15 protein-coding genes are annotated in these 24,800 nt (G+C 67.5%); 7 read left to right on the top strand and 8 right to left on the bottom strand.

The genetic code is table 11. The annotated features are described in order from the left end of the window. Positions 1-550: 550 nt before the first annotated feature. Positions 551-6,673: a DNRLRE domain-containing protein gene (locus AB0K21_RS27260; RefSeq protein WP_364154359.1), complete on the top strand. Its 6,123-nt coding sequence runs from the start codon at positions 551-553 to the stop codon at positions 6,671-6,673. Between the two features lie 158 nt (positions 6,674-6,831). Here the strand turns inward: AB0K21_RS27260 and AB0K21_RS27255 are convergent, their stop codons facing one another. Next, a complete protein-coding gene (locus AB0K21_RS27255; RefSeq protein ID WP_343977943.1) occupies positions 6,832-7,302 on the bottom strand; it encodes a signal peptidase II in 471 nt (156 codons plus the stop codon). Positions 7,303-7,583: 281 nt separating this feature from the next. Next, entirely contained in the window at positions 7,584-11,465 is a 3,882-nt protein-coding gene (locus AB0K21_RS27250; RefSeq protein WP_364154354.1) for an NB-ARC domain-containing protein, read from the bottom strand. Between the two features lie 419 nt (positions 11,466-11,884). Here AB0K21_RS27250 and AB0K21_RS27245 point away from each other — a divergent pair, with 419 nt between their 5' ends. From AB0K21_RS27245 to AB0K21_RS27235, 3 genes are all read left to right on the top strand, one after another. Continuing rightward, complete coding sequence (locus AB0K21_RS27245) at positions 11,885-12,082, top strand: hypothetical protein (RefSeq protein WP_343977949.1); 198 nt, start codon at positions 11,885-11,887, stop codon at positions 12,080-12,082. Positions 12,083-12,274: 192 nt separating this feature from the next. Then, the gene (locus AB0K21_RS27240) at positions 12,275-14,254 is read left to right on the top strand and encodes a hypothetical protein (protein ID WP_364154351.1); all 1,980 of its coding nucleotides are present in this window, start codon (positions 12,275-12,277) and stop codon (positions 14,252-14,254) included. Continuing rightward, the gene (locus AB0K21_RS27235) at positions 14,251-15,831 is read left to right on the top strand and encodes an extracellular solute-binding protein (protein ID WP_343977955.1); all 1,581 of its coding nucleotides are present in this window, start codon (positions 14,251-14,253) and stop codon (positions 15,829-15,831) included. Before AB0K21_RS27240 ends, AB0K21_RS27235 begins: the two co-directional genes overlap by 4 nt. 56 nt (positions 15,832-15,887) lie before the next feature. Here AB0K21_RS27235 and AB0K21_RS27230 read toward each other — a convergent pair whose 3' ends face one another. Next, entirely contained in the window at positions 15,888-16,394 is a 507-nt protein-coding gene (locus AB0K21_RS27230; RefSeq protein WP_343977958.1) for a lytic polysaccharide monooxygenase auxiliary activity family 9 protein, read from the bottom strand. Between the two features lie 363 nt (positions 16,395-16,757). Here AB0K21_RS27230 and AB0K21_RS27225 point away from each other — a divergent pair, with 363 nt between their 5' ends. Next, positions 16,758-18,143: a glycoside hydrolase family 16 protein gene (locus tag AB0K21_RS27225; RefSeq protein ID WP_343977961.1), complete on the top strand. Its 1,386-nt coding sequence runs from the start codon at positions 16,758-16,760 to the stop codon at positions 18,141-18,143. Between the two features lie 182 nt (positions 18,144-18,325). Here the strand turns inward: AB0K21_RS27225 and AB0K21_RS27220 are convergent, their stop codons facing one another. After that, complete coding sequence (locus tag AB0K21_RS27220) at positions 18,326-19,651, bottom strand: aminotransferase class V-fold PLP-dependent enzyme (protein WP_364154346.1); 1,326 nt, start codon at positions 19,649-19,651, stop codon at positions 18,326-18,328. Between the two features lie 314 nt (positions 19,652-19,965). On the opposite strand from AB0K21_RS27220, the gene AB0K21_RS27215 reads away from it, so the two are divergent. Further along, positions 19,966-20,586 carry a S1 family peptidase gene (locus AB0K21_RS27215; RefSeq protein WP_343977968.1) on the top strand — a complete coding sequence of 207 codons (621 nt, stop codon included), beginning with the start codon at positions 19,966-19,968 and terminating at the stop codon, positions 20,584-20,586. A gap of 169 nt (positions 20,587-20,755) precedes the next feature. Here AB0K21_RS27215 and AB0K21_RS27210 read toward each other — a convergent pair whose 3' ends face one another. Then, positions 20,756-21,196 (bottom strand): cold shock domain-containing protein, encoded by a 441-nt coding sequence (locus tag AB0K21_RS27210; protein WP_343977972.1) that lies wholly within the window; start codon positions 21,194-21,196, stop codon positions 20,756-20,758. Between the two features lie 348 nt (positions 21,197-21,544). Then, a complete protein-coding gene (locus AB0K21_RS27205) occupies positions 21,545-22,195 on the bottom strand; it encodes an SRPBCC family protein (protein WP_364154342.1) in 651 nt (216 codons plus the stop codon). Positions 22,196-22,495: 300 nt separating this feature from the next. Here AB0K21_RS27205 and AB0K21_RS27200 point away from each other — a divergent pair, with 300 nt between their 5' ends. Further along, the gene (locus AB0K21_RS27200; protein WP_343977978.1) at positions 22,496-23,458 is read left to right on the top strand and encodes a threo-3-hydroxy-L-aspartate ammonia-lyase; all 963 of its coding nucleotides are present in this window, start codon (positions 22,496-22,498) and stop codon (positions 23,456-23,458) included. 53 nt (positions 23,459-23,511) lie between these two features. Here the strand turns inward: AB0K21_RS27200 and AB0K21_RS27195 are convergent, their stop codons facing one another. Beyond that, positions 23,512-23,700 (bottom strand): hypothetical protein, encoded by a 189-nt coding sequence (locus AB0K21_RS27195; protein ID WP_343977981.1) that lies wholly within the window; start codon positions 23,698-23,700, stop codon positions 23,512-23,514. A 270-nt stretch (positions 23,701-23,970) separates the two neighbouring features. Next, the coding region (locus AB0K21_RS27190) for a PKD domain-containing protein (protein ID WP_364154338.1) at positions 23,971-24,800 on the bottom strand (830 nt) is incomplete at its 5' end.

Here is a 24,800-nt window from a genome sequence, read left to right as displayed (position 1 = left end):
GGCACCGGTCGCCGACCAGGCACGACAGGCCGATGTGGTCATGCTCGCCATGGGAGCAGAACAGGTTAAATCGAGAACTTGCCGGGGCCCTGCCGCCGGAGATCAACCATTTTCGTTCACGGCCACGCGTTTCCAACGGCAACCCGTATTCGGGGACCAGGGTAGCCGACCCCTCACCAAGACCGCTCGGCTGTGCTGTGAATCCATCAGCGAGCCACTTGTCCATCCAGACGATCAGAACGTTCTGCATCGATTTGATCTCGCCCTTTGGCTCGGCTCGGCCGATTCCCGCATGATTTCCCAGCCCGCAGGGATATCCCACATCTCACAGTCACCCTAATTGATCACCCGTAACAGAATATTGATCTTACGGATTTCCGGTTTCCCGAATATCTATTTAGAGAATTTTTATTCCTTGACCGTTTCGAGGTATGGAATGACGCAAAACGCGCGCGGGAACCCACCCGTGAGACGCCCGTCTCGCCGACCTGGGTTCCGGTTCATCGTTCAGGCCACCGCGTTATCCGTCGGCCTGTCACTACTGTCAGGAGTGCCCCAGGCACCCCCTGCCGCTGCGGATCCGAAGCCGAAGGCTGATCAGCTGACGGCCGAACGGCCGGATCGAGTGTCGGCGGTACTGACGGCACGTCAGCAGAAGTCCCGGGTGGAGATCACCGGTGAGCGGACCGAGACGTCCAGCACATGGGCGAACCCGGATGGGACGCTGACCACGGAGGTGTTCTCCGGCCCGGTCCGGGTCCGCAACGACATGGGTGATCTGGTCCCGATCGATCTGAGCCTGGTGGCCGACGGCAAGGTGCTGCGGCCCAAGGCCGGCCCGGCAGAAGTCGGGATCTCCGCCACCGGCGGGAAGGACCCCTTCGCCACACTGGAGCAGGACGACAAGTCTCTGTCGGTCTCCTGGCCCTCCGAACTCGGCGAACCCGAAGTCTCGGGGAACACCGCCACGTTCAAGGATGCCGTGCCCGGCGGTGACCTGGTCGTACAGGCGCTCAAGAGTGGTCTGCGCTACGACCTGGTCCTGCGCGAGCGCCCGACGGGGCCGCTGGAGCTGCGATTACCGATCAAGACCAAGGGCCTGAAGCTGGCTCAGGCCAAGCACGGCGGCCTCACCGTGACCGACGGCAAGGACCGCAAGATCGCCTCCGGACCGACGCCTCGCATGTGGGAGGCCGGCGCGGGCAAGGCGGCGCTGAGCCCCGCGGCGGAAGGCCGCAGCGCCAAGATGTCCACCAAGGTGGAGACCGGCCAGGACGGCCAGGTCCTGGTGCTGAAGCCGGACGCGGGGTTCCTGGCCGACCCGGCCACGCAGTACCCGGTGACGGTCGACCCGACCCTCAACCTGGCTCCCGTCGCCGACGCCGCCGTCTACTCCTTGGAACCCAACACCAACTACGGCTCGGCTGCGACGATGGACGTCGGGTCGTGGACCAACATGCCGTGGCGCGGGCTCGTCAAGTTCGACGCCTCCGCGCTGACGGGTAAGAAGATCCTGTCGGCGAAGCTGAACATGCGCAACCTCTACGCCAAGCAGTGTGCCGACACCGGAGCCGGCGTGCAGATCCGCCGGGCCACCTCCAGCTGGTCGGCCTCGACCGTCACCTGGAACACCCAGCCGACCACCACCGCCGACGGCGCCGCCGTCTCCACCGACTCCCACGGCTTCGACTCCTCCTGCCCCTCCGGGGTGATGCCGTTCGACGCCACCGCCATCGCCCAGGCATGGGCCGACGGCCAGCCCAACCACGGCCTCGCGCTCCAGGCCACACCGGAGACCGACCCGACCGGGTTCCGGGTGTTCACCTCCTCGGAGAACACCAACCCACCCGCGCTGCAGGTCACCTACAACACCGCACCGGCCACGCCGACGGGCCTGGCTCTGACCCCGTACAAGGTTTGGAACAACACGAACTACAGCGGCACCAATCCCGAACTGCTGGCCGTCGCCACCGACCCCGAGAGCGGGGCCGTCCGCCTGGACTTCGAGGCGGTCAAGGCGGACGGGACGCCGCTGTGGTCGAGGTCAAGCTCCTTCGTCCCCTCCGGTCAAGAGGCCACTGTCACCCTTCCCCCCGGCCTGCTGTCCAACGCCATGCTGTGGAAGTGGCGGGTTCGTGCCTTCGACGGCCACACCTACAGCGCCTGGACCTCCTACTCCGACCACCGTGTCGACGGGTTCGTTCCCCACACCCCCACCATCTGGTGCGAATACGAGTACGGGGTGTGGAACGCAGCGAGAACCGACGAGGTCAGATGCACCGTTGACACCATCAGCGATGACGGTGAGGGCTACCAGTGGTCCATCGACAACTCCAACCCGACCGAGGCCGTCACCAACAACGGCGGCGGCTCGCCCGGTGAGTTCTGGATCACACCAAAGGACGGCTGGCATGCCATCTACGCTCAGGCCCACGACGGGCTGGGCAACCTGTCGGCAACCGCCTGGTACCACTTCGGCGTCGGCATCGGCGGTCTGGTCACCCCCGTCGATGACGACCGCACCCAGCGATTCGCGCCGCTGACCGCTTCGGCCGTCCCTGCCAAGACCGGGGTCACCTACAAGTACCGGCCCGCCCACCATGACCAGACCACCTGGGGTGAAATCCCGGTGGCGGACATCACCGTCCCCGGCACCGGACAGAACCTGTCTGCCTGGCCGTTCCCCCGCAGTGACACCGGCAAGGACTTCACCCAACTCGATTGGGACGTCACCAAATCCCTTGCCCGCTGGGGCAAGGGTGACGGACCCGTTGAAGTCAAAGCCTGCTACTCGGGGAACTCAAGTGGCATGGAATGTACCGCCCCCAACACGATCATTGTCGAACGGACGTCCTTCGGCGCTTCTCAGGCCGTAGGGAACATCGGGCCGGGCCAGTTGTCCCTCCATACCGGAGACTTCTCCGTAGACCAGACCGACGTGAATGTCAATGGCCTGGCCGTTGATCGTGGTCACACCACGCTTAACCCGGGGATCGTGGCATCGGGCCCGTTCGGCCCGGGATGGTCCCCCTCTTTCCCCGACCCGGTCGGTGGGGTCGGCGGTCTGAAATTCGAGGATCACAGTGCCGAAGGGTACGTGAATCTCGTTGAGACCAATGGTTCGATTTCGACGTATGTCATAGATGCCAATGGAAAATTCACTGGCATCGCGGAGGCCGCGGACACCGGCGAGCTTGTCAAGAACTCAGCCACCCAGTTCACGTTCACCAGCCCCGACGACGTCAAGACCGTCTTCATTGCGGTCAATGGAATCTGGTCCGCCGCTAGCGTCGATGCTCCGGGTGATGAGGTCGAGCAGACCTACCATCGGGATACAGCCGGTCGTGTGGTGAAGATCCTGGGCGCGGCGCCGCAGGGAGTCACCTGCACCACGAGCACTCTTAATCCGGGCTGCGTCGCGCTGACACTGACTTACGCCACGTCCACCACCGCGACGGGCCTGGGTTCCGGCTGGGGCGCCGTCAACGGCCAAGTATCCAAGATCGATTACACGGCCTACGACCTCGAGACCGGTTCCATGAGAACCGTTACGGTCGCTTCTTATCTTTATGACTCAAGCGGTCGACTGCGTCAGACTTGGGATCCGAGGATCTCACCGAACCTGTTCACGACCTACTACTACAACGGTCATGGGCGTCTGTCCCAGGTCACACCGCCGGGGCAGTCCCCCTGGACACTGGAGTACGACTCGACCAAGAACCGGGTCGCGCATATCTCACGCGTCGACGATCAGAATCGTGAGATCAGGCAAGCCATTGTGTACGACGTGCCCATCGCAGGTCAGACGGCACCCATCAACCTGTCTGCGACACAGACCGGAACCTGGGCACAGACCAGTGACCTTCCAGTCGAAGGTAGCGCTCTGTTCCCCCCGTCCCATGTCCCCCCGCGCAACGGTGACGGAAGTTATCGGGCGGAGGCCGGTGACTGGAAATACGCCAGAATCGCCTACCAGGATGTCAACGGACGTACGGTCAACGCCGCGAAGTTCGGCGCCGGCGCGTGGCAGATCTCGGCTCGTCGCCACAATTCAACGGGCGAGGTGGTCTGGTCGTTGTCCGCTGAAAACCGAGCTCAGGCACTTGTGCCGACCGATTCGACCGACGTCTACGTGCGGGGTCGCAACACGAGCGCGGAGCGCGCAGACCTGCTCGCATCAGTAACCGAGTACGGCAGCCGCGGCGAACCACTTTCCGAGACCGGTCCGGCACATCGTGCGGTCCTTGACTCGGGTGCCACGGTCTCGGCGCGCAATACGACCACCTATACGTACGACGAAGGCCGTCCGAAGCCCGGGCCGGCTCCAATCGTCACGACGATGAAGGTGTTCCCGACCGTGATCGACGGGACCGCTGTCTCGGTCGCCGCCGATACCAAGACCACCGTGACCGGATACGCCCCGATCGTGGGCACTGACCCGTCCGGGTGGGACCTCGCCATGCCGACGACCATCACCACCGTCGTGCCCGGCGCCACCGATATCGTCAAACGCACCCGGTACGACTCTGACGGCCGGACGATCGAGATGCGTATGCCTGCCTCTGGCGGGACCGACGCCGGCACCACGCTGACCTACTACTACACCGCAGGCACCCATCCACAGGTCCAGTCATGTGGTCTGAAGCCGAACTGGGCAGGGAAAGTCTGCAGGACCGTACCGGCGGCCCAACCCACTGGGAATCCTCTGCCCACGACCACCTTCACCTACGGTTACTACGGCCAGCCGGTCAAGGTGACTTCTACAGCCGGTGGGACCACTCGTACGTCCGTGAGCTCCTTCGACGCGGCAGGCCGACCGACCCGCAGCAGTCTGCAGGTCACACCCGCCCAGGACGGCGGGACTGCGATTCCGGACACTGTGGCCGGCTATGACCAGCAGAACGGCCTGGTTTCAACCACATCCGCAGGCGACAAGACTCTGTCCACCACTCATGACAGCTTCGGCCGGGTCATCTCCTACACCGATGCCGGAGGTAACACCGCCACCACCACGTACAACGTGGACGGTCAGGTCGCCACCCTCAACGACGGAAAAGGCACCTACACCTACACCTATGACGGCGCCGACAACCGCGGCCGGGAAGAACGCCGTGGATTGGTCACCGCAGTTGACATGGGAATTCCCAACAACAGCGGCGTCGTCACCTTTGCATACAATGGCGACGGCCAAAGCATCGGCGAGTGGTACGGATTCGCGCAGATATGGGCGGGCCACACTTATGACGCCACCGGAAAAGAAACTCAGCGCGCGTACGGAAAAGACAGCACCTCATGGCTTTCGTTCGGCGCGGGGACCTTCTTCAACGGCCAGAAGGCATGGTCCAGCGGCCCCGCGGGACGCGTGGACTACCGCTACGACAAGGTCGGACGGCTGAGCGAGGTCTACGACACCTACCAGGGTGAGTGCACCACGCGTCTCTACGCCTTCAGCGTCAACACCAACCGGACGGCGAAGACCACCCACGGTCCCGCCGCCAACGGTGAGTGCACCACGAGCACCACTCCGATCAGCGAGAACGACACCTACGACGCCGCGGATCGTCTTAACTCCGCCGGCTACACCTACGACAACCTGGGCCGGACCCTTACGGTTCCGGGCACCGATGTCAGCGGCGGAGCCGACCTGCAGATCGGCTACCACTCCAACGACATGGTGTCCACGCTTACGCAGGGCACCCAGACCCGGACGTTCAGCATCGATCCTGCCAACCGTATTCACTCCATGCAGAGCGGCCCCGGCACCGAGGTCGTCAACCACTACTTCGGGAGCAGCGACAGCCCGGCCTGGATCGCTGAAGCGGGTGGCGCTTGGACCCGGAACCTCACCGGATCCTCGGGGCTTTCCGCGATTCAGAAGAGCGATGGCACCGTGACGCTCCAGCTCTCCAACCTGCACGGGGATGTCGTCGCGACCACGGCGAACTCCCCGACCGCCTCCCTCGGCGGTTATTGGGAGCAAACCGAGTACGGGGTCCCCCGGGCCGAGAACACCACGAATCCCACCCGCTACGGCTGGCTCGGCAGCCACCAGCGCAGCAGCGACGCGCTCGGTGGCCTGATCCTCATGGGAGTCCGGCTCTACAACCCGACCACCGGACGGTTCCTGTCTGTGGACTCCGTCCAAGGGGGCAACGCAAATGCCTACGAGTACGGATTCGGAGATCCGCAGAACAACCTCGACCTAGACGGCAGATTCAGCTACACCTATGAGTTCCCGGCCGGTTACCGCCCAGAGCTCAGGCCGGCCAACGCCATGAGGTGGATCCTTACCCACTTCAATCGAGCCTTCCCCTTCAAAAACGACTGCGGCCAGAATCTTCACCTTAATGAAGTATGCAGGCTGGACATTAAAAGGGGTCCCGACGCGACTGTCAAGACTCACGGGATCGGCCAAACATATTTCAGGTTCGTCGCACTGGGCAGGCATTTCGAGCCGAAGGGCTCCAAGATCAGCTTTAAAATCTTCAGGAAGGCTGGAGACAAGAAGAACCTCTATCTCAGAATTCACGCCTACGGCCCGAACGCAGAAATACACGGGAACGGCTTCACCTCCCCCATAGCCAAGGGGTTCGCCTTCTCCGCATGGGGAAGATTCGCCGAGAACCTTCGGCGCTACCTACCGAGAAGGGCGACGGCGTACGGATGGGAGTAGCCGTATAGGCATCCCTTGATGGGTCCGCTCCGAGCTCGCCGACCAAGCAGAGAGCTCGGGGCGGACCCTGGACGATAAGCGGTAAAGATCGCAGCGACGCCTCGCCGAAGAACCACGGCCGGAACGGTGAAGTCCGAGGGCCGTATCGAGGACCTGGTTCAGGCGTTCCCCCGGTCGGCCATGCCCCCGAGGGGGACGTCACGCAGGCTGAGCAGCATGAGCAGGGCGCAGCTTCCCACGAGAGCGATGTCGGCGACGTTGCCGACGAACAGGCCGCCGTAGTCGATGAAGTCGACGACATGCCCCCGGCCGAACCCGGGGGAACGCAGGAGGCGGTCAAGCAGGTGGGAGAAGGCGCCGCCCAGAAGCCCGCCCAGCGCGACGGTCCAGGCGGGCGAGCGTAGCCGCCGCCCGGTGTACAGGATGCCGACCACCGCGACGGCCGCCGCCAGGGCGAACACCCACGTCGCCCCTGCCCCGATCGAGAACGCGGCACCGGGGTTGTACAGCAGTCGTAGCTGGATCAGCTGTGAGATCACCGGGATGCGTTCGCCGTCCGAGAGCGCCGAGATCGCCCAGACCTTCGAGGTCTGGTCCGCGAGAAGAACCACCGCGGCCAGCACGATCATCCAACCGTACAGCCGTGGCTCTCCCCTCGCCGTCTGCGGATTCCGTCCGGCCGACACACTTACCCCGCAATCTGCGACTTTCTCGCATCGAATCCATGGGGAGCGTCCCTGCCCCAGAGCGTCGCGGCCGGGAAGCACCATCTTGAGTGACGTCAGCATCGCACCCGAGATGGGGGCTGCGTCCGGCCCGTGAAACACCGGCCGACACGGTTCACCGGGTGCCGGCCGATGACAGGGTGGCCGTCGCGCTCGCCATGTACACAGCGACCCGACCGCTCGGTTCAGGCGGGGGGCGGGTAGAGGTCGAAGCCGTACAGGCCCTGGTCTCCCCCGGCGACCAGGCCGAAGCCGCTGGGGAACCAGGCCAGGCAGTTGAGGCCCGCCTCGACCCTGGCTCCGGCCCCCGCCGACTCTCCGTACCTGTCCCACAGCCGGATGGTTCCGTCGTCCGAGCAGGTGGCGAGCAGGTTGCTGTCCGGGGAGACGGCCACACCGCGGATCCTGCCCGACTTCGCGGACAGCGTCGCCCGATCCCTGCCGCCGGCCGACCAGACGCGCGCGGTGCCGTCCTCGAAGCAGGCGGCCAGCCAGGTGCCGTCGGGGGCGATCACCACCTGCCGGGCCGCTCCCGGACATCCCTTGAGCGAGGCCCGCGCCTTTCCGTCGGCTCCCCACAGGCCCGCCGTCCCGTTGACCGAGACGATGGCGAACCACCTGCCGTTGGGTGCGACGGTGATCTCTCCTATGGCCTCCACCCTGCTTTTCAGAGTGGCATACCTGCTGCCGTCCGGTTTCCAGAGCTGGATTTTTCCGTAGATGGACAGGGTCGCGAGCCAGGCACCGTCCGGGGAGATGAGGATGTGCGCGGTCGCCCGGATGTTCGCGACCAGTACTGCCCGCTCGGTGCCGTCGGCCCACCAGATACGCGCGGTGCCGTCCTCCGAGCAGGTGGCCAGCCAGCTGCTGTCGGGGGCGATCACCACCTCGCGCACCGGCCCGGTGTGACCGGCCAGCACCGCCCTCCTGCTGCCGCCCGCACCCCAGAGCCGTACGGTCCGGTCCGCCGACCAGGTGGCCAGCCAGCTGCTGTCGGGGGCGATCGCCACTCCCCGCACACGTCCGGTGTGCCCTGTCGGAATGGCCCTCCTGCGGCCACCGGCTCCGCGTATCCGGATCACGTGATCGCCGGACCAGAGGGCCAGCCACGTCTTGTCCGGCGAGACCGCGCCGTAGTGGCTGGTCTCGATGGGAACGGTGAGGGTCGCCCCTTCTATCCTGTCCTCGTTCCAGAGCTTCACCGAGCCGTCGCCGGAGTGGGTGGCGATCCAGTTCCCCTCGGGGGAGATGGTCACCTTGCGCACCATCCCGGTCCGGCCCCTGCGACTCTGCCGTCCGGAGCGCTCCGACTGCCACATCCGGACCTCCCCGTCCTGCGAGCAGACGGCCAGCCAACTGCTGTCAGGGGCGATCACCACCTGACGCACCACCCCGGCATGCCCGGACAGGGCTGCCCGTTCGCCGCCGTCGGACTCCCACAACCGCACGCTCCGCTCTCCGGAGAGGGTCGCCAGCCAGCTGCTGTCGGGGGCGATCACCACCTGACGTACCACCCCGGCATGCCCGGGCAGAACGGCCCGCTGCCTGCCGTCGGACTCCCACAGCCGCACGTTTCGATCCTCGGAGAGGGTCGCCAGCCAGCTGCCGTCAGGGGCGATCACCACCTGACGTACCACCCCGGCATGCCCGGGCAGAACGGCCCGCTGCCTGCCGTCGGACTCCCACAGCCGGACCGAGCCGGTGGACGTCCAGGTGACCAGCCAGCTGCCGTCAGGGGCGATGCGGATCCCGGGTGCCGCTCCGACGTGTCCCGTCAGGACGGCTCTCTCGTCGCCGTCGACTCCCCACAGGCGCACGCTCCCGTCTCCGGAGAGGGTCGCCAGCCAGCCGCCGTCCGGCGAGACGGCCATCTTGGAGACCTCGCGTATCGGCCTGTTCCGGCCGGAGACCTTCTCGTTCTCCTGGTTCCAGCCGCGCATCAGCAGGGTGTCCCTCAGGGTTCTCGGCTTGGTCCTCACCCTGACCGGGCTCCTGAGGGTCAGGCGCTTCCTTCCTTCGGGGTTCCACAGAACGACCCTTCCCCGCGCGGAGAAGGTGGCCAGCCACGAGGCGTCCGGCGCGGCCACCATCCCGGCGAGCCTGCCGACCCCGCTCTTCAGAACGGCGCGCCTGCTTCCTTCGGGGTTCCACAGAACGACCCTTCCCCGCGCGGAGAGGGTCGCCAGCCACGAGGCGTCCGGCGCGGCCACCATCCCGGCGAGCCTGCCGACGCCGTTCTCCAGGATCGCCCTCTGGGTGCCGTCGATCCCCCAGACCTGCACTCTCCGGCGTCCGGAACGGGTCACCAGCCACGAACCGTCCGGCGCGGCGGCGACCTCGTGAACCGGCTTCCGGTGAGTGGCCAGCGTTGTCCGGGTAGTGCCGTCGGTCTTCCATATCTGCACACCATCGCGGCCGTGGACGACGAATCTCGATCCGTCCGGTGTGATCGATACGTCCCTCAGCCGTTTCGTCGTCGAGGTCAGCACGCCCAGCAGACAGGTGGCGCCGATGTCGGGCAGCGGCCAGCGGGCTCTCAGGAAGGAGGTCTCGGTCTCCTGGCTGTAGCGCTCGATCGACGCCCGCATCGGCGGGAACGCGTACAGGCGGGCCAGCAGGTTCGCGGTGGAGACGGCATCCGATTCGAAGGGGGTGAGCAGGTGTGCGCTCCGGGCGATCAGCTGCCGGACCCCGGCGACGGAGCGGGAGGTCGACAGCATCAGATCCGACTCCGCCGCGGCCACCCCGAAGGCTCGTACCCGGGTGACGAACCATCGCACGTCGTGCAGGATCGACTCCAGTTCCCGATGCCTTCTCCCCTCGGCGAGGTGGAACAGCAGATGGTCCCAGAGGTAGGGCACCTCCCTGGGCAGCCTCCACCATTCGGCGTCCGCCGCGAGGTCGTCGTCGGGTATCAGGTTGCGGGCCTCGTCGAGGAAGTCGCGGTTGACCGCCTCGACGCGCTCTCTCCCCAGCCCGTACTCCGAGCGGAGGTGTGACCGGATGACGTCGTGGATCGTGACCGACGACACCGTTCCCTCCGTCCGGTGCCTGCTGATCAGTGACAGGTCGTGCAGCCTCGCGCAGAGGCGCTCGGTCTGCTCGGGGGTGAGTCCGGCGGTGGCGCGCCAGAGAAGCTCGACGATGCCGACCGGTATGTCGGCGTCCTGCGGAAAGACCCCCAGCTCGAGGAAGCGGGCGCGGTCGAACACGCCGAGAGCCTCAAGGCTGTGCTCGACCGTCACGCGCACCGCGGTCTCCCGCTGGCGGGGAACGGTGACGTCCAGGGTGGCGGGTCCGGCCCGGCCGAGCCGCTCGACCGCCCGGCGGGCGGCGACGTCGGGGTTCACCCCGCCGCCGTACTCGTCACGCAGGCGCGCGTTGACGAGGTCCAGTAGCAGCGGCCATCTTCCCGTCAGGCCCATCAGGCTGTTGACGGCCCCGGGGTTCATCGGCGGCAGCCCACGGCTCAGCAACTGGACGGCCACTCGCGGTGCCATCTCGTCGACGATCATCGCGATCGCGTTCGGGGGAAGGGCTCTGGGCAGGCGGGTCGTCACCAGCACCCGGGACCGCACCGCCGCGGCCAGGAAGGGGCTCAGCTGTGACAGGCTCCACACGTCGTCGACCACCAGCAGCGTCCGGCCCCGCTCCGCCAGGATCTCGGCCATCCGGTGGCCGGCCTGCTCCGGGCTGGAGAACTCCGGCCGGGTGCCCGTCACGGCCTCCGTGACGTCGTTGGCCAGCGCCGCGAGGTCGACACCGGCGCGGTCGCGGCCCACGGTGACCCAGATGACGCCGCCCTTGAACCGCTTCCGCACCTCATCGCTGTGGCACGCCTCCACGGCCAGGGACGTCTTACCGAAACCGCCCGCCCCGGCGATGCCGGTGGTCAGGCCGACCGTTCCCGAGCCTCTCATCGTCAGGGTGGAGACCACGTCGTCCAGCTCGGTTCTGCGGACCCATCCCGCCCTTCTGTCGGGCACCTGGAAGAGCCCGCCGCGAGCGCGCGACTTCATCAGTTCCGGTGTCAGCCGGGTCAGCAGGACCGTGAGGAAGGCGGTCAACCCGAAAATCGCGACCCATGTGATCCGGTTCTCGGCCACCGTTCCCGGAAAATATTCTCCGACCATTCCGATCGGCAGTCCGACTAGGATTCCAACAATTACCAGAAGCGCCGTGGCCATATCGGCGAATTTTTTTGTGCGACGAGCCAACGATCACCTCGACAGTGCCGACCCCTGCCCCGACGGGCGCCGGGACCCCTGGACGCACGATATCCGTTCCCCATTGCCGTGGCGTTGAATCACCGAGGTTCGGGCAATTAAAGCGTACCCAGAAAGTCGGGTTGCACGCTTTGGGACGCTATGCCCACAAAGTCTACGCAAGCCATTCCGATTCATATTCAATGACGATCTTTTTCGCGATGACATGACCACTCCGAGTCACCCTTCTGGGATCACCCAGCGAGTCCACCGGGCCTGGAATGATCATCTACCCCGCCGCGATCGCCGGCAACCAGGGACTCCAGGTCACGAACAACGGTTCGCCACGCCCGTTCCTCCCGGCGCCGAATAAGACCACGGGGAGCACAGAAAGCTACCTGCCCGAATCGATGTTTAGTGTCGATAAAAAAGGGGGCGAAATCAAGGCGTCCGTCGCACTCGACGGCCGAGCGGTTTAGGATCTTAGCCGATCCGGACCTCTCCGGATCGGCTCGGACCGACAAACCCCCTCAACTCACCCCACAGCAACATCCTCGAGACGTCGCCTCTCTAGACCGCACTCCGCAACGTTCCTTCACTTACCGGTACCTATTTGCGGCACAGCTGTTTGAAAGCCCGTCATTCACATCGTCGAACAGGCAGTGATGTCCATGTCCGGTTCCTCCCCTTCCCCGTCCACCGACGGCTCGCGGGAACCGGATGCCGACCCGCCCGGCGGCCTCTCGACGAAACTCAAGGAGACCGCCGCGACCGCCCTGGTCGCCAGCGGCATCGCCGGCCTGGTCACGGTGCTGACGGACGGCGTGCGGGCACTCGGCGCCGGCCTGGCCCTGCTCGTCTGCGCGGTGATCGGCCTGGCCGTGGCCGTCCTGCTGACGCTGGGCAGGTTCGCCCGTTTCCTGCGGCGGCGGCTCGAACCGGCCAGGCGTCGCCGCGCGGCGAGGAGGCCCGCATCCGCCGCGCCGGGGAAGAGGCTCCTGCGGCTGAGACGATTCATGTCCAAGCTGTCGGCCGGCTACATCAGTGTCCTCCTTGGTGTCTCGATCGTCACGATCCCCTGGGGGGTCGTCCAGGGCGGAACGTGGCTGAGCCACCGGATCTGGCCTCCCGACTGCGACCGGCCGCTGGAGTTGCGCGTCGTCACCGCGCCGGAGAACATGACCATCCTGCAAGAGAGCATCGCTCACTTCACCCGGGAGCAACTGCTGAACGGCTGCGCCCCGTACGCGATCTCGGTGGGAGTGGCGCCCTCGATCGGCGAGTTGACCTACGCCTTCGGCGACAACTGGTACCGCGACGACGCTCGGCAGGAGGGCGACGAGCCGTTTCGCCGGCTGTACGGTCCCCGGCCCGACGCCTGGATCGCCACCAGCACCGGCGAGGCCGAACTCGTCACCAACTATGTGGGGCCGGGCGGCGCCACCCTCGACATCGGCTCATCGGTCGCGTCCGACCGGCTGGTGGTCGGCATGATCAGCGGGCGAGCCGAAAGGGTGAGGAAAGAGCTCCCTCCGGGGCCGCCCGACAGCCACAGTCTCCCCGACCTCTGGGAGGTGATCCGCTCGAAGTTCGCCATGCCGGTGAACTACCCACAGCCCGAACTCTCCACCGCCGGGCTCGTCGCGGTCTCCGACCTGATGCCCCTGGGAAACGTCCTGGGGGCGGAGCAGCTCGGCCTCGTCGCCGAGAGTGTCAGCTCGCTGCTCTGCCGGGTCAGGATCGCGACCCGCGGGGCCGACGCGGAGCTCGACCAGAGTCCCGCCCTGGTGATCCCGCTGCACAGCCTGAGGGAGTACAACAACGGGCGGTTCGACGACCCCCGCTGCCCGGAGGGGGCGCCGAGTGGGATGACCAAGCTCAAGGAGTTCCTCTCCCCCGGACTTTCCGGGCTGGACTACCCGTTCGTCAGGATCGACTGGCCGAACGAGCGGAACAAGGAGCGCACGGCCGCGCTCGACCTGTTCCGCGCCTGGCTGGTCGCCAACCCGCTCTTCGGCGCGGGCCCCGGGAAAAGGCAGCCCGTGCGCACTTTCCAGGAACTGGAAAAGGCCCAGGGCCAATTCTTCGGCCGGCTGCCCCGCGTCGACGCCGAGATCGCCCTTGACGTGTCCGGTTCGATGGCCGAACCGCCCCGGTCCCTGCTCATACGACTGCGTGAGACCTTTCCCGACATCAAGCCGCTGATCACCCCACGGGATGATTTCACGCTGAGCTCCTTCTCCACTGTCAAAGACAGGACCCGGTTCAGGCAGCTTCATCAGGCGGTGGGCCGCGCGGAGTTCGACAGTCTGACCAGGATGGTCACCGGCGCGACACCTGACGGCTCCGACGCCCCCATATCGGACATGATCATGAACCTGAACGGGCGTGCCAGAGCCCCGGGACGTGCCCTCGTCGTCGTGACCGACGGGGGTGTCTTCAACGACGAGCCATCGGGGAGGAGCATCGGCGCGACCCTCGCCCGCGCGTCCAACGTCAGCGCCCTCTACGTCCTGGCTCTCGGTGACAACGGCTGCGACCGCTCTCCCCCGCGCCAGGGGAAGTACCGCGAGTGCGTGGAGGCAGGAGCCGACATACGGCAGGCACTGAGACATCTGATCTCCAGCCTGCGGGGAAGGGATCTTCGATGAGCCTGATGCGCCGCCCTGTCGCCCTGGTCAGCGGATTGACCCCCGCCCAGCGCCGCTGGGGTGGCGCCGGAGTGCTGGCGGGAATGGTGCTGGCCTCGCTGCTCATCTCCCTCACCACCAAGGTCCCCTCGTTCCCCGTCGGGGAATCCAGCGACTGCGGGAGGTCGGACCGGCTCACCGTGGCGACCGGTTCCGACATCACCGCGGGCAGCTTCCGCCGCGACCTGATCGAGGAGTGGAACCGTACACACACCACCCAGGTCATGCTGGTCGAGGTGGCCGACCCCACCGACGAGCAGCGGGTCGAGATGGCCGGCCGATCCCAATTCGGGAGCTGCGCCTACGACGTGCTCTCGGTGGACGTCGCCTGGATCACCGAATTCGCCCGAAGTGGCTACATCCTGCCGTACCCACTCGACCCCCAGAAGGCGAACCTGTTCGTGGACACCGTCCTGGAGACCGGCCAGGTGGACGGGGTCCAGTACGCGGTGCCCTTCGTCACCGACGTGCCCCTGCTGTTCCACCGCCGAGGCCTGCCGGTGCCCACCACGATGGAACAGCTCTGGAAGTACGCCGCCGGGAGCGGCGGGTACGCCGTGCAACTCGGCGACTACGAGGGCGGCACGGTCAACCTGATGGAGGCGATCCTCTCCGAGGGCGGGAGGGTCACCGACGGTGACCGGATCGTGGTGGACGAGGAGGCCAACGGCGAGCGGGTACGCGAGGCGCTCGCCCACTGGCAGGCGCTGCTGGGGGAGGGCACCCTGGCACGTGGTGCGGAGGAGTTCTCCAAGCAGGACACCTTCGACGCCTTCAAGGACGGACTCCTGGTGCGAGGCCCGAAGCACTCCGCAGAGGAGAACAGCCTGCACGCGTTCCGCGACGAGGGCGCGGGCTACATGCGCAACTGGCCGTTCGCGTTCCACCGCCTGGCCACGGACAGTTCGATGTACGACGACCAGCGGCGCCTGCGCTTCGGCCTGGCCGCGCTGCCCAGTACCGGCATCCTCGGTGGTTTCAATCTGGCGATCTCCGCGCGTTCGAAGAATCCGGACCAGGCACGGATGCTCATCGACTTCCTGACCGGCCACCAGGCACAGGCCCGGCTGTTCGCCTGCAGCGGCTATCCGCCCGTGCTCGAATCCGTCTACGAGGAGTACCGGCGCGCCCCGCGCAGCTGTGACCAACTCTCGGTCTCCCCCGGGACGGAAACGGGCTTCTCCGGGAGAACGGACTGCACGCCGGGGGCGGGAGCGAATCCCTCGACGGGGGCGGCCATCGCCGCCGGCCCTCCCGGCGAGGACCCTGAGATCACCGCTTCCATGCTCCAGGAGCTGGCCGGGAAGATCCACCAGGCCCTGTGCAAGGCCGAGTCACGCCCGCAGTACTCCTACTACTCCGCTTTCAGCGAGGTGTTCCGCGGGTGCGCCCGCGCGGTGGTCAACGGCGACCTGCCCGCCGGGGAACTGGACCTCGCCCGGTTCGCCGACGCCCTGCGCGCCGCCCGGCAGGGCAGGGCGCCGGAGGACGCCGGGTCGCTCGCTCACTGCGGGAAACCCGAGCTGCGATCAGGATGACGGGAACCGCTCCCGCCCCACCGGGGCGCGGAGGGAGCGGGAGCGGGCCGGACGGGTCAGCGCTGCAGGTCGACGCAGGAGTAGAAGGCGTTGGCGGTGTCGGCGATGTTCCAGACCGCGAGAACCTTCAGACGGCCGGTCCTGCCGCCCAGGCTCACGTTGTGCGAGACCGTGGCGCCGGGCTGCCTGCCGCCGTCGTTGAAGACCGCGATCCGGGTGTTGCCGATGTAGTACTCCCAGGTGCTGGTGGCGTGGCGGGCGGTCAGCACCCAGTTGAAGGTGACCGAGTTGCCGACACTCGTGGCCGGCCAGCCCTTGCTCTCGTCGCTGAGCTGGGAGAACCGACCGACGTTTCCGTGGCAGTTTCGCAGGCCCTTGGGGCCCTCCACGCTCTGCGGTTCGTAGATGATGTCACCGCAGTTGGAGACGCGGCCCTGGGCGCACATGGCCTGACGGCTCGGCGGCGACGAGATGTAGCCGTGCGCGCTGGCCGGTGAGGCGACGAACACGGTGGCGGCGATGGCGATGATCGCCGTCGCGAGGAAGGTGACCGTTCTGCGCATGTACTGCTCCTTGGCTGGGGGGGTGACTCGAATATAAAAGAAACTTTCCTAACGGTAAATATTCGAGTCAGTGGATTTCCGAAGGCATTGTCAGACTTTCCGCCGGCCGACGGCCCGAACAGAAGGCGAGCGGCCACCCGGGCCCCGACAGAACGCCGCACGTCAGCCGGCGGCGCGGGTAGCACGTCCGGAACGCGAAGCGATGGCCGAACCCGGCGCGAACGAGCACTGAGAGCGCTCTCTTGCTTTTTCCGACTCGGGTGTTGACCCTGGCTTAACCTTCGCGTAACAGTGGTATTAATCGGTCTTTATGCTGCAGCGATGGTCGACCGTCCACTTTATTCGCCTTGTGAGAGGTTCCGAATGAGCCACCCCTCAGAAAGAAAGCGCTCTCTCGGATGGATCTCGGTCATCGTCGCCGCGCTGGTGCCGATGATGATCGCCATCACCGCCCACGCCTCCGTCCCGGCAACCCCCTCCGGCTGGTCCCTGGTCTGGAGCGACGACTTCACCGGCGGCGCCGGGTCGCTTCCCTCCTCCGCCAACTGGATCGTCGACACCGGCCACGCCTACCCGGGCGGTCCCGCCAACTGGGGCACCGGTGAGATCCAGCGCTACACCGACTCCTCCGCCAACCTGAGCCTCGACGGTGGCGGGAACCTGCGCATCACCCCGATAAAGAGCGGCAGCGAGTGGACGTCCGCCCGCATCGAGACCCGCCGCTCGGACTTCAAGCCCGCCGACGGCCGCATCCTGCGCATCGAGGGCCGTATCCAGATGCCCAACGTCACCGGTGACGCCGCACTGGGCTACTGGCCCGCCTTCTGGGCACTGGGCGCGCCGTATCGCGGCAGCTACTGGAACTGGCCCGGCATCGGCGAGTTCGACATCATGGAGAACGTCAACGGCATCAACTCCGTCTGGGGCGTGCTCCACTGCGGGGTGAACCCCGGCGGGCCCTGCAACGAGACCACCGGCATCGGCGCCAGCCGGACGTGCCCCGGTTCCTCCTGCCAGTCGGCGTTCCACACCTACCGCTTCGAGTGGGACCGCAGCATCACCCCGAACCAGTTGCGCTGGTACGTCGACGGACAGCAGTTCCACAGTGTCAGCCAGTCCCAGTTCGACGCCGGGACCTGGAGCAACATGACCGGCCACCAGGGCTACTTCATCCTGCTCAACGTGGCCATGGGCGGGGCGTTCCCCAACGCGCTGGCCGGGCAGACCCCGACCGCGGCGACGGTCTCCGGCCGTCCGATGCTCGTTGACTACGTGGCCGTCTGGCAGAGCGGCTCCGGTTCCACTCCCACCCCGACGATCACTCCCCCTCCGGGCGGGGTGGACGCCCGCTCGACCATCCAGGCCGAGCGCTACCAGGCGCAGGCGGGCACGTCGCTGGAGACCACCACGGACACCGGTGGCGGGCAGAACGTCGCACAGATCGGCAACGGCGACTGGCTGCGCTTCGACGGAGTCAACTTCGGCGGCGCGGCGGCCACCCAGTTCAAGGCCCGCGTCGCGTCCGGGGCGGCCGGCGGGGTCAGCGGGCTGGTCCAGGTGCGCCTCGACAGCCTGACCGCGGCTCCGATCGGCGACTTCGCCGTCGGCAACACGGGCGGCTGGCAGAGCTGGCGTACGATCCCGGCCAACATCGCCTCGGTGACCGGAACCCACACGGTCTACATCACCTTCACCAGCGGGCAACCCGCCGACTTCGTCAACCTCAACTGGTTCTCGTTCGGCAACTGAACCCGGGGGTCCGCGTGTCCCGGCGGACGCGCGGGCCCCATCACCCGGGATCGTCCCGCCGCGGCACGCGTCATCGGGCGAACGTCAGGAAACGCCGTCCGACCTGCCCGATCCGGACACCCGTCGGCATACTCAAGGAGCGGCCCGCAGGACTTCGCCGACGTACCGGAGCACGAGGACCTTCAGACACGCATCCGCCCCGCGATGTCGCGCACCGCCGCGGCCAGCAGGTCGACGTCGTCACAGCCGGTGAAGAGCGCCGGTGTCACCCGCACGCAGTCGCCCCTGGCCGGGCCGCCGCGGTTGACGGTGAAGATCCGGTGTCGCTTCATCAGGTCGGCGGCGATCGCGACGTTCTCGGCTTCCGAGGTACGTCCGGTGATCCGGAACGCGGTGATCGTGCCGTACATGGCGGGCTCCTCGGGAGTGAGGATCTCCAGGTTGTCGATGTCGAGCACCTGGCTCACCCAGCGGTCGCGCAGGAAGCGCAGCCGCGCCTGCTTGGCGGCGGCGCCCAGGGCGTCGTGGAAGTCCAGTGCGACGTCGGCGGTCAGGACGGGGGCGACGTTCAGAGTGCCGGTGTGCACTCGCGAACGGATGTCGTCGCGGGGGAAGGTCACATCATCGAAGGCGACGTCGATGTCGGCCAGGCGATCCTTGCGGATGTAGAGGAAGCCCGCCCCCAGCGGCATGCCCATCCACTTGTGCAGGGAGAATCCGGCGAAATCCGCCTCCAGGTCGCCCATGGTGAAATCCAGGTGCCCCCAGGAGTGGGCGGCGTCGACGATCACGTCGATGCCCCGCTCGCGGGCCATCGCGACGATCTCGCGCACGGGCACCACCAGCCCGGTGCGATTGTTCATGTGGCTGAGCAGCAGCAGCCTGACCCGAGGGTGCTCCCGGAACGCCTGGGCGTAGGCGTCGAGCACCGCCTGGCGGGTCGCCGGCTCGGGAATGACCAGCCGCTCCACCTGGACGCCACGCCGGTCGCGCAGCCAGTTCATGGAGTACTGCATGCTGTGGTAGTCCAGGTCGGCGTACATCACCGAATCGCCGGGGCGCAGCCGCAGATAGCCGGCGATCAGCAGTTGCAGGGCCTCGGTACCGCCACGGGTGAGGGCGATCTCCTCCATGGAGACCCCGAGCATGGTCGCGATGCGTTTCCTGACCTGGTCCGCCCGCCCTTTGTAGGTGTTGCGCAGCAGGTAGGAGCTCACCTCGTTGAGGTGGTCGGTGTTGCGCTGGTAGGCACGGCGCACCGGCTCGGGCATGATCCCGTAGTAGCCGTTCTCCAGGTTGACGAAGTCCCGGCTGACCCGATACTGCCGCGCCACGGTGCTCCAGAAGCCCTCGTCCCGGGCGAGCCGCCCGGGATCGGCACCGGCGGGAACGACCGGCAGCGCGGCCGTCGACCGGGACTCCGGTGAGGGCGAGGCCGTCGGCCGCGGGGCGAGGGGAACGGCCAGCACACCCAGCCCTGCGACCATCTCACGCCTGGACAAGCTCATCGAACCACTCCACACCGATCAGCGAGAGGCCGGCGGGCCCGGCCTGTTCCAACGGATCAGTCACAGTGTGCGCGAAACGGACTCCCCAGGCGGGCATCCGCGCTGCTCAGGCGTGGCGTGGCGGCACCGGCCCCCACGCGGGAGATCCGGGAACGGCCCGGTGGCCCGGCTCGAAATCGCCATCCGCGTGGCGTCCGGTCCCCGTGGCCGTGACCGGCGACGGCTGAATTAGAGTTGTATCACCCGTGTCGCGTCACCAGTCGCAGATGCGGGGTCCCCTCAGGTCCGGAGAAGCCGGAGTCGAGGAGAGGCTCATGTCCCGTAGGCACATCGTCACCGCAGGGTGCGTCCTGACGCTCACCGTGCTTACCTCGTCGGTCGTCCCGGCAGCCGTCCCGGTTCGGGAGGCGAGCGCCTTTGCCGCCTCGTCCACCGGGAAACGGAAGCCACCGCCCGATCCCATCAAACAGCTACCGCCGGGCGTGATCGAAGCGCTCCAACGCGACTTCGGCCTCACCAGGGCACAGGCCGAGACCCGGCTGCGCAACGAGGCCCGGTTGACGGTGGTCGAGGCGAGGCTCCGTGACATGCTCGGCGGCTGCTTCGGCGGATCCTGGCTGATGGGAACCCTCTCCGAGACCCTGGTGGTGGCCACCACCCGCGCGGCCGACGTCCCCCGCATCGTCGCGGCGGGCGCCCAGCCCAAGGTCGTCGCCGCGTCGCTCGCGAAGCTCAGGGCGATCAAGCAGAAGCTCGACGAGTCCCTGCCGAACCACCCGACCGGCGGAAGCGTCCGCTATGTCGATGTGAAGAGCAACAAGGTGGTCATCCTGTCCAGGCACGCCGAGGCGACCCGGCTCCTGGTCGCCTCCATCCCGGTGGACAGGTCCCTGGTGGTCGTACAGCCCTCCACGGAGACCCCTCGGCCCTTCTGACGCCCGTCGGGACCGGTGCCCCGGCGATCTCCGCCGCACCGCTCGGCCCGCGGCGCGAGAAGGACGGCCCACATCACCCTCACCGGCGCGTCGGCCGGTTCTCGTTCGGCGACCGAAGCGGCCGCGGCCCGCGCATCCGGGAGGACGCGCGGGCCCCACGACAGAGGTGTCAGTCGTCGACCCAGCCGTGGGATCGGGCGAACGCCAGAAAATGCCGCCGGACCTGCCCGATCTGCGCACCCGTCAGCGTGGGCGCGTTCTCGATGAGCAATTCGGTGACCGCGCCACTGAAGGACTTCGCCGACAGCACGTCGCACACGCCGTCGTCGTCGCCGAACTGCGGGGAGGCGACCGAGGAGGACGTCACCGACGGCGCCGTCACCGCGACCGGCCGGCGCGCCGACGGCGGGTCCACCAGGCTGACCGTCGACACCTTCAGGCCGCGCTCACTCTCCATGACCTCGTACTCCACCCGAAGGCCCGGCTGAACCACATGCCGGTTCTCACCGAAGTCGTTGGCGTGGAAGAACACATCCTCGCCTCCTCCGACAGCGGCGATGAAACCGTATCCGCGCACCTCGTCGAAACGGAGGATCGTACCGACTGCCACCACAACACCACCTGCACAGAGAATCGCGACGCTCTACATGATCTTGCCGGATCCCTCCGGCCCAGGGATCCGGCCCGCCTGTCGCGCCGGATCACCGCTCTCCTCCTCATCGCTCTGTCACCCACCACCCGACGGCCCGGGCACCTCGCGGCCGGATCCAGAACCCGATCCGTGTGCGTTCCCGGCACCGGCCGCCTGCCGGAGCCCGCCGAGGGAGCGGGCCGGCACCGTCCCCGTTCAGGCCGGACGACCCGATGCTAGCCCGGACGGCGCGCCGCGCGCACCGATCCACGACCACCTCGACCGCTTTCGCCGTCCGTTCACCGGCTCCCCCGGCCGACCGGTGCGTCAGAGCTCGCTCGACGCCTCAGCGGCCGGGGCGGTGTAGGCGGCCATGACCTGATCCGCCGCCGCCTTCGCCCGGGCCTGGTCAGCACCCGCCGCGACGTCCGCCTCGTACCACCCCAGGCTGCTGAGTTCCATGAACCGCCTGCCCTGGTCGGACGCCACCCATGCCTCGGCCTCCTGCGGGTCCACGGCCTGTGCCGACGACAGATGGATGGCCAGGCCCACGAGCCCCAGGTCCCAGCCGACGCCGAGCGCGCCGGGCCCGAACTCCTCCCACCTGTCGTCGACATGAGCGATGTGCTCGAGTTCGAAACGCGCCCCGCCCCCGGGCTCGGCCGTCAGCCGGACTTCGATCCAGCTGATGTCCCCGCCGTACTCCCAGGTGACGGCGTAGCCCTTGGGCGGGTCGCAACGCTCGATCCTGCCGCCGGCGTTGCCTTGAAGCTGGTAGCGGCCATGGAGCCGCAGGTCACCGGAGATGGGCAGGAACCATCGGGGGATGCGCTCGGGGTTGGTGCAGGCGTCCCAGAGGTCTTCGATCTCGGTGTCGTATGTCTGGCTGATGGTCACGACACGCGCCTCACCCGCCTCGAGCACGCGGCTGCCGACCTGCCGCCGTACGGCGCTGATCTGCCGGGTGACATCGATCATACGGTTCTCCTCTGGTCTGGTCCCTCGCCGGGATGGTGGAGGCGACATCGCGCAGCGGTTCGGTGCTCACCATGTGGAGGCGCCCCGGAGCGTGCCAAGAAATATTAGAACGTGCTTGAGTGGTGAACGGGTGGTTCGGTAAACACGTTCGACAGAGCAAGCCGGTCACCACGACAGGCGGCAGCGGCGCTTTCCGCGCTCTGGGTAGGATCCTGCCCTCGCAGGAGGAGTACGGATCACCCAGGCCCCGGGCCGCCGAGATCGTGGCCCCGGCCGTGTCCAACAGAGAAGAGCCAGCCGATGTCCCAGTCGCCGACCTACGACGACGTCCGGAGCGCCGCCGCCCGCATCGCGTCACAGGCCCACCGCACCCCGGTGCTGCGCTCGCGGCTGATCAACGAACGCGTCGGTGCCGATGTGGTGTTCAAGTGCGAGAACTTCCAGCGTGTGGGCGCGTTCAAGTTCCGCGGCGCGTTCAACGCCCTGTCCCGCTTCACCCCCGGGCAGCGCCGCTCCGGCGTGATCACCTACTCCTCCGGCAACCACGCCCAGGCGATCGCCCTGGCCGCCCGGCTGCTGGACATCCCGGCCACGATCATCATGCCGCACGACGCGCCGGCCGCGAAGGTGACCGCCACCGAGGGTTACGGCGGGCAGGTCGTCCGCTACGACCGCTACACCGAGGACCGGGAGGAGATCGGCCGGGCGCTGGCCGCCGACCGCGGCCTCACGCTGATCCCCCCGTACGACCACCCCCACGTGATCGCCGGTCAGGGCACCGCGGCCGAGGAACTGTTCGACGAGGTCGGCGAGCTCGACGCGCTCTTCGTACCGCTGGGCGGCGGCGGATTGCTGTCCGGCACGGCGCTGTCGACCCGGGCGCTGTCACCGGACTGCGCGCTGTACGGCGTCGAACCCGAGGCGGGCGACGACGGCCGGCGATCACTGCGCCAGGGAACCATCGTGCACATCGACACCCCGAAGACCATCGCCGACGGCGCGCAGACCCAGCACCTGGGCACCTACCCGTTCGACATCATCCGCCGCGATGTCAACGACATCCTCACCGCCACCGACGCCGAGCTCGTCGAGAGCATGAGGATCTTCGGGTCCATCATGAAAACGGTGGTCGAGCCCACCGGATGCCTCGGTTTCGCCGCCGTCCGCAATCTCGCCCCCCAGCTGCGCGGGCAGCGGGTCGGCGTGATCATCAGCGGGGGAAACGTCGACCTCGACCGTTACGCGGCGCTGCTGACCTCTTGACCCGGCGAGCATCGACGCGACGCTCGCCTGCCGCACCGGGACGGGGAGGCGATTCACCTGCCCGGCAGCCCGCCCGCCGCACATGACCTGATCCGGCGGCGGGCTCCGTCCCCGGAGTCCGGATCCTCAGGGGTCGGCAGGCGATCGGCGAGACGGTCGACCCCCTGCCTGATCAACTGCCCGTACCCGTCGTCACCGAGCGCGTCGACCGAGGCGCGTCCGCGCCGGTGGCCCAGCTCCATCCCTTGGCCGATCCTGACCATCGTCGCGTCGGGCGTCGCGAAGCAGTGAACCGAAGGCAGATGTCAACACCCCGTTGATATGGAGACGGCGTGCTGTGATCCCTCCCGGGAGGCTCACCCTGTCAACGAGTCGTTGACACGGAAGGGTGACAGTGAGGGCCAGGCGGATGGAGCGCTTTCATGCTTGCTCAAGCGATTTGAGTGTGATTGGGGGTTTGAGCCGGATGTCCGCGGGCCTCAGGTGGTCTGAGGCCCGCGGAACTGTCAGGTTCAGCCGCTGACGCGGATGACGCCGGTCACCGGTGAGGTCGAGCCGGTCGGCTGGTTGTCATACACCAGCTTCCCGTTCTTGTCCCATGCCCTCACCCGCAGCTGGTCGGTGCGGTCGAGGGGCTTGCCGGAGTCGACAGCCGTGATCTCGAAGCTGACATCGGTGCTGTCGTTGACCCGTGCCTTTCCGCGCAGGATCGTGGTGCCGTCCGCCGCGGCGAGCACCGCGTAGGAGGTGTCACGCAGCTTGAAGTCGGGGGCCTGATAGTTCAGCGCCCCACTGGGCGTGGTGGCCTTGCGCGGGTAGCGGGCGGTGACCGCGAAGGTCGCCGTGCCCTCCTTGGCGCAGGCGGTGCTCAGCCGGCAGGCGCCGGCGGGCGAGGTCATCTGACCGGCGCCCACCAGCGAGCTGACCGGGTCGTAGACCAGCACATACATCGTGGCCCCGTCGACGGTGTCTGCGCTGGCCGCGCCGCCGTAGTCGTCGGTCACCGTCACCGCGATCGGGTAACGGCCGGCCTTGGTGAAGGTGTGCGAGCCGGTGACCGTGCCCTTACCACCGTCTTCGGCCACCGCCGCGGCCACCTGCTGTGTGCCGACTGTCCAGGTGGCAGTGTGGGTGTCGGCGGTGCCCGGATCGGTGAAGGAGGCGTTCAGCGACACCGGGGTGCCCACGGCCACGATCTTGCCGGCGGCCGGCGCCTTGACCGTCACCTCGGGTGCGGCGTTGGTGACATGGACGGTGAGCCGGGCGGTGCCCGTGGCGCCCTTGTCGTCGGTGACCGCGAGCACGACGGTGTGGTCACCGGCCGAGGCATACACGTGCTGGA

Origin of the sequence: Streptosporangium sp. NPDC049248 (assembly GCF_040678965.1) — a bacterium.
GTDB classification, from domain to species: Bacteria; Actinomycetota; Actinomycetes; order Streptosporangiales; family Streptosporangiaceae; genus Streptosporangium; species Streptosporangium fukuiense.
The sequence above is the reverse complement of the archived record's forward strand: the minus strand, read 5'-3'. Positions and strand labels throughout refer to the sequence as shown.

Coding starts and splice junctions, on each gene's coding strand:
- AB0K21_RS27195 (WP_343977981.1), bottom strand. CDS start 23,700: ATGGAGCTGGGCCACCGGCGCGGACGCGCCTCGGTCGACGCGCTCGGT.
- AB0K21_RS27255 (WP_343977943.1), bottom strand. CDS start 7,302: ATGATCGTGCTGGCCGCGGTGGTTCTTCTCGCGGACCAGACCTCGAAG.
- AB0K21_RS27225 (WP_343977961.1), top strand. CDS start 16,758: ATGAGCCACCCCTCAGAAAGAAAGCGCTCTCTCGGATGGATCTCGGTC.
- AB0K21_RS27245 (WP_343977949.1), top strand. CDS start 11,885: ATGATCATCTACCCCGCCGCGATCGCCGGCAACCAGGGACTCCAGGTC.
- AB0K21_RS27230 (WP_343977958.1), bottom strand. CDS start 16,394: ATGCGCAGAACGGTCACCTTCCTCGCGACGGCGATCATCGCCATCGCC.
- AB0K21_RS27235 (WP_343977955.1), top strand. CDS start 14,251: ATGAGCCTGATGCGCCGCCCTGTCGCCCTGGTCAGCGGATTGACCCCC.
- AB0K21_RS27220 (WP_364154346.1), bottom strand. CDS start 19,651: ATGAGCTTGTCCAGGCGTGAGATGGTCGCAGGGCTGGGTGTGCTGGCC.
- AB0K21_RS27200 (WP_343977978.1), top strand. CDS start 22,496: ATGTCCCAGTCGCCGACCTACGACGACGTCCGGAGCGCCGCCGCCCGC.
- AB0K21_RS27205 (WP_364154342.1), bottom strand. CDS start 22,195: ATGATCGATGTCACCCGGCAGATCAGCGCCGTACGGCGGCAGGTCGGC.
- AB0K21_RS27215 (WP_343977968.1), top strand. CDS start 19,966: ATGTCCCGTAGGCACATCGTCACCGCAGGGTGCGTCCTGACGCTCACC.
- AB0K21_RS27240 (WP_364154351.1), top strand. CDS start 12,275: ATGTCCGGTTCCTCCCCTTCCCCGTCCACCGACGGCTCGCGGGAACCG.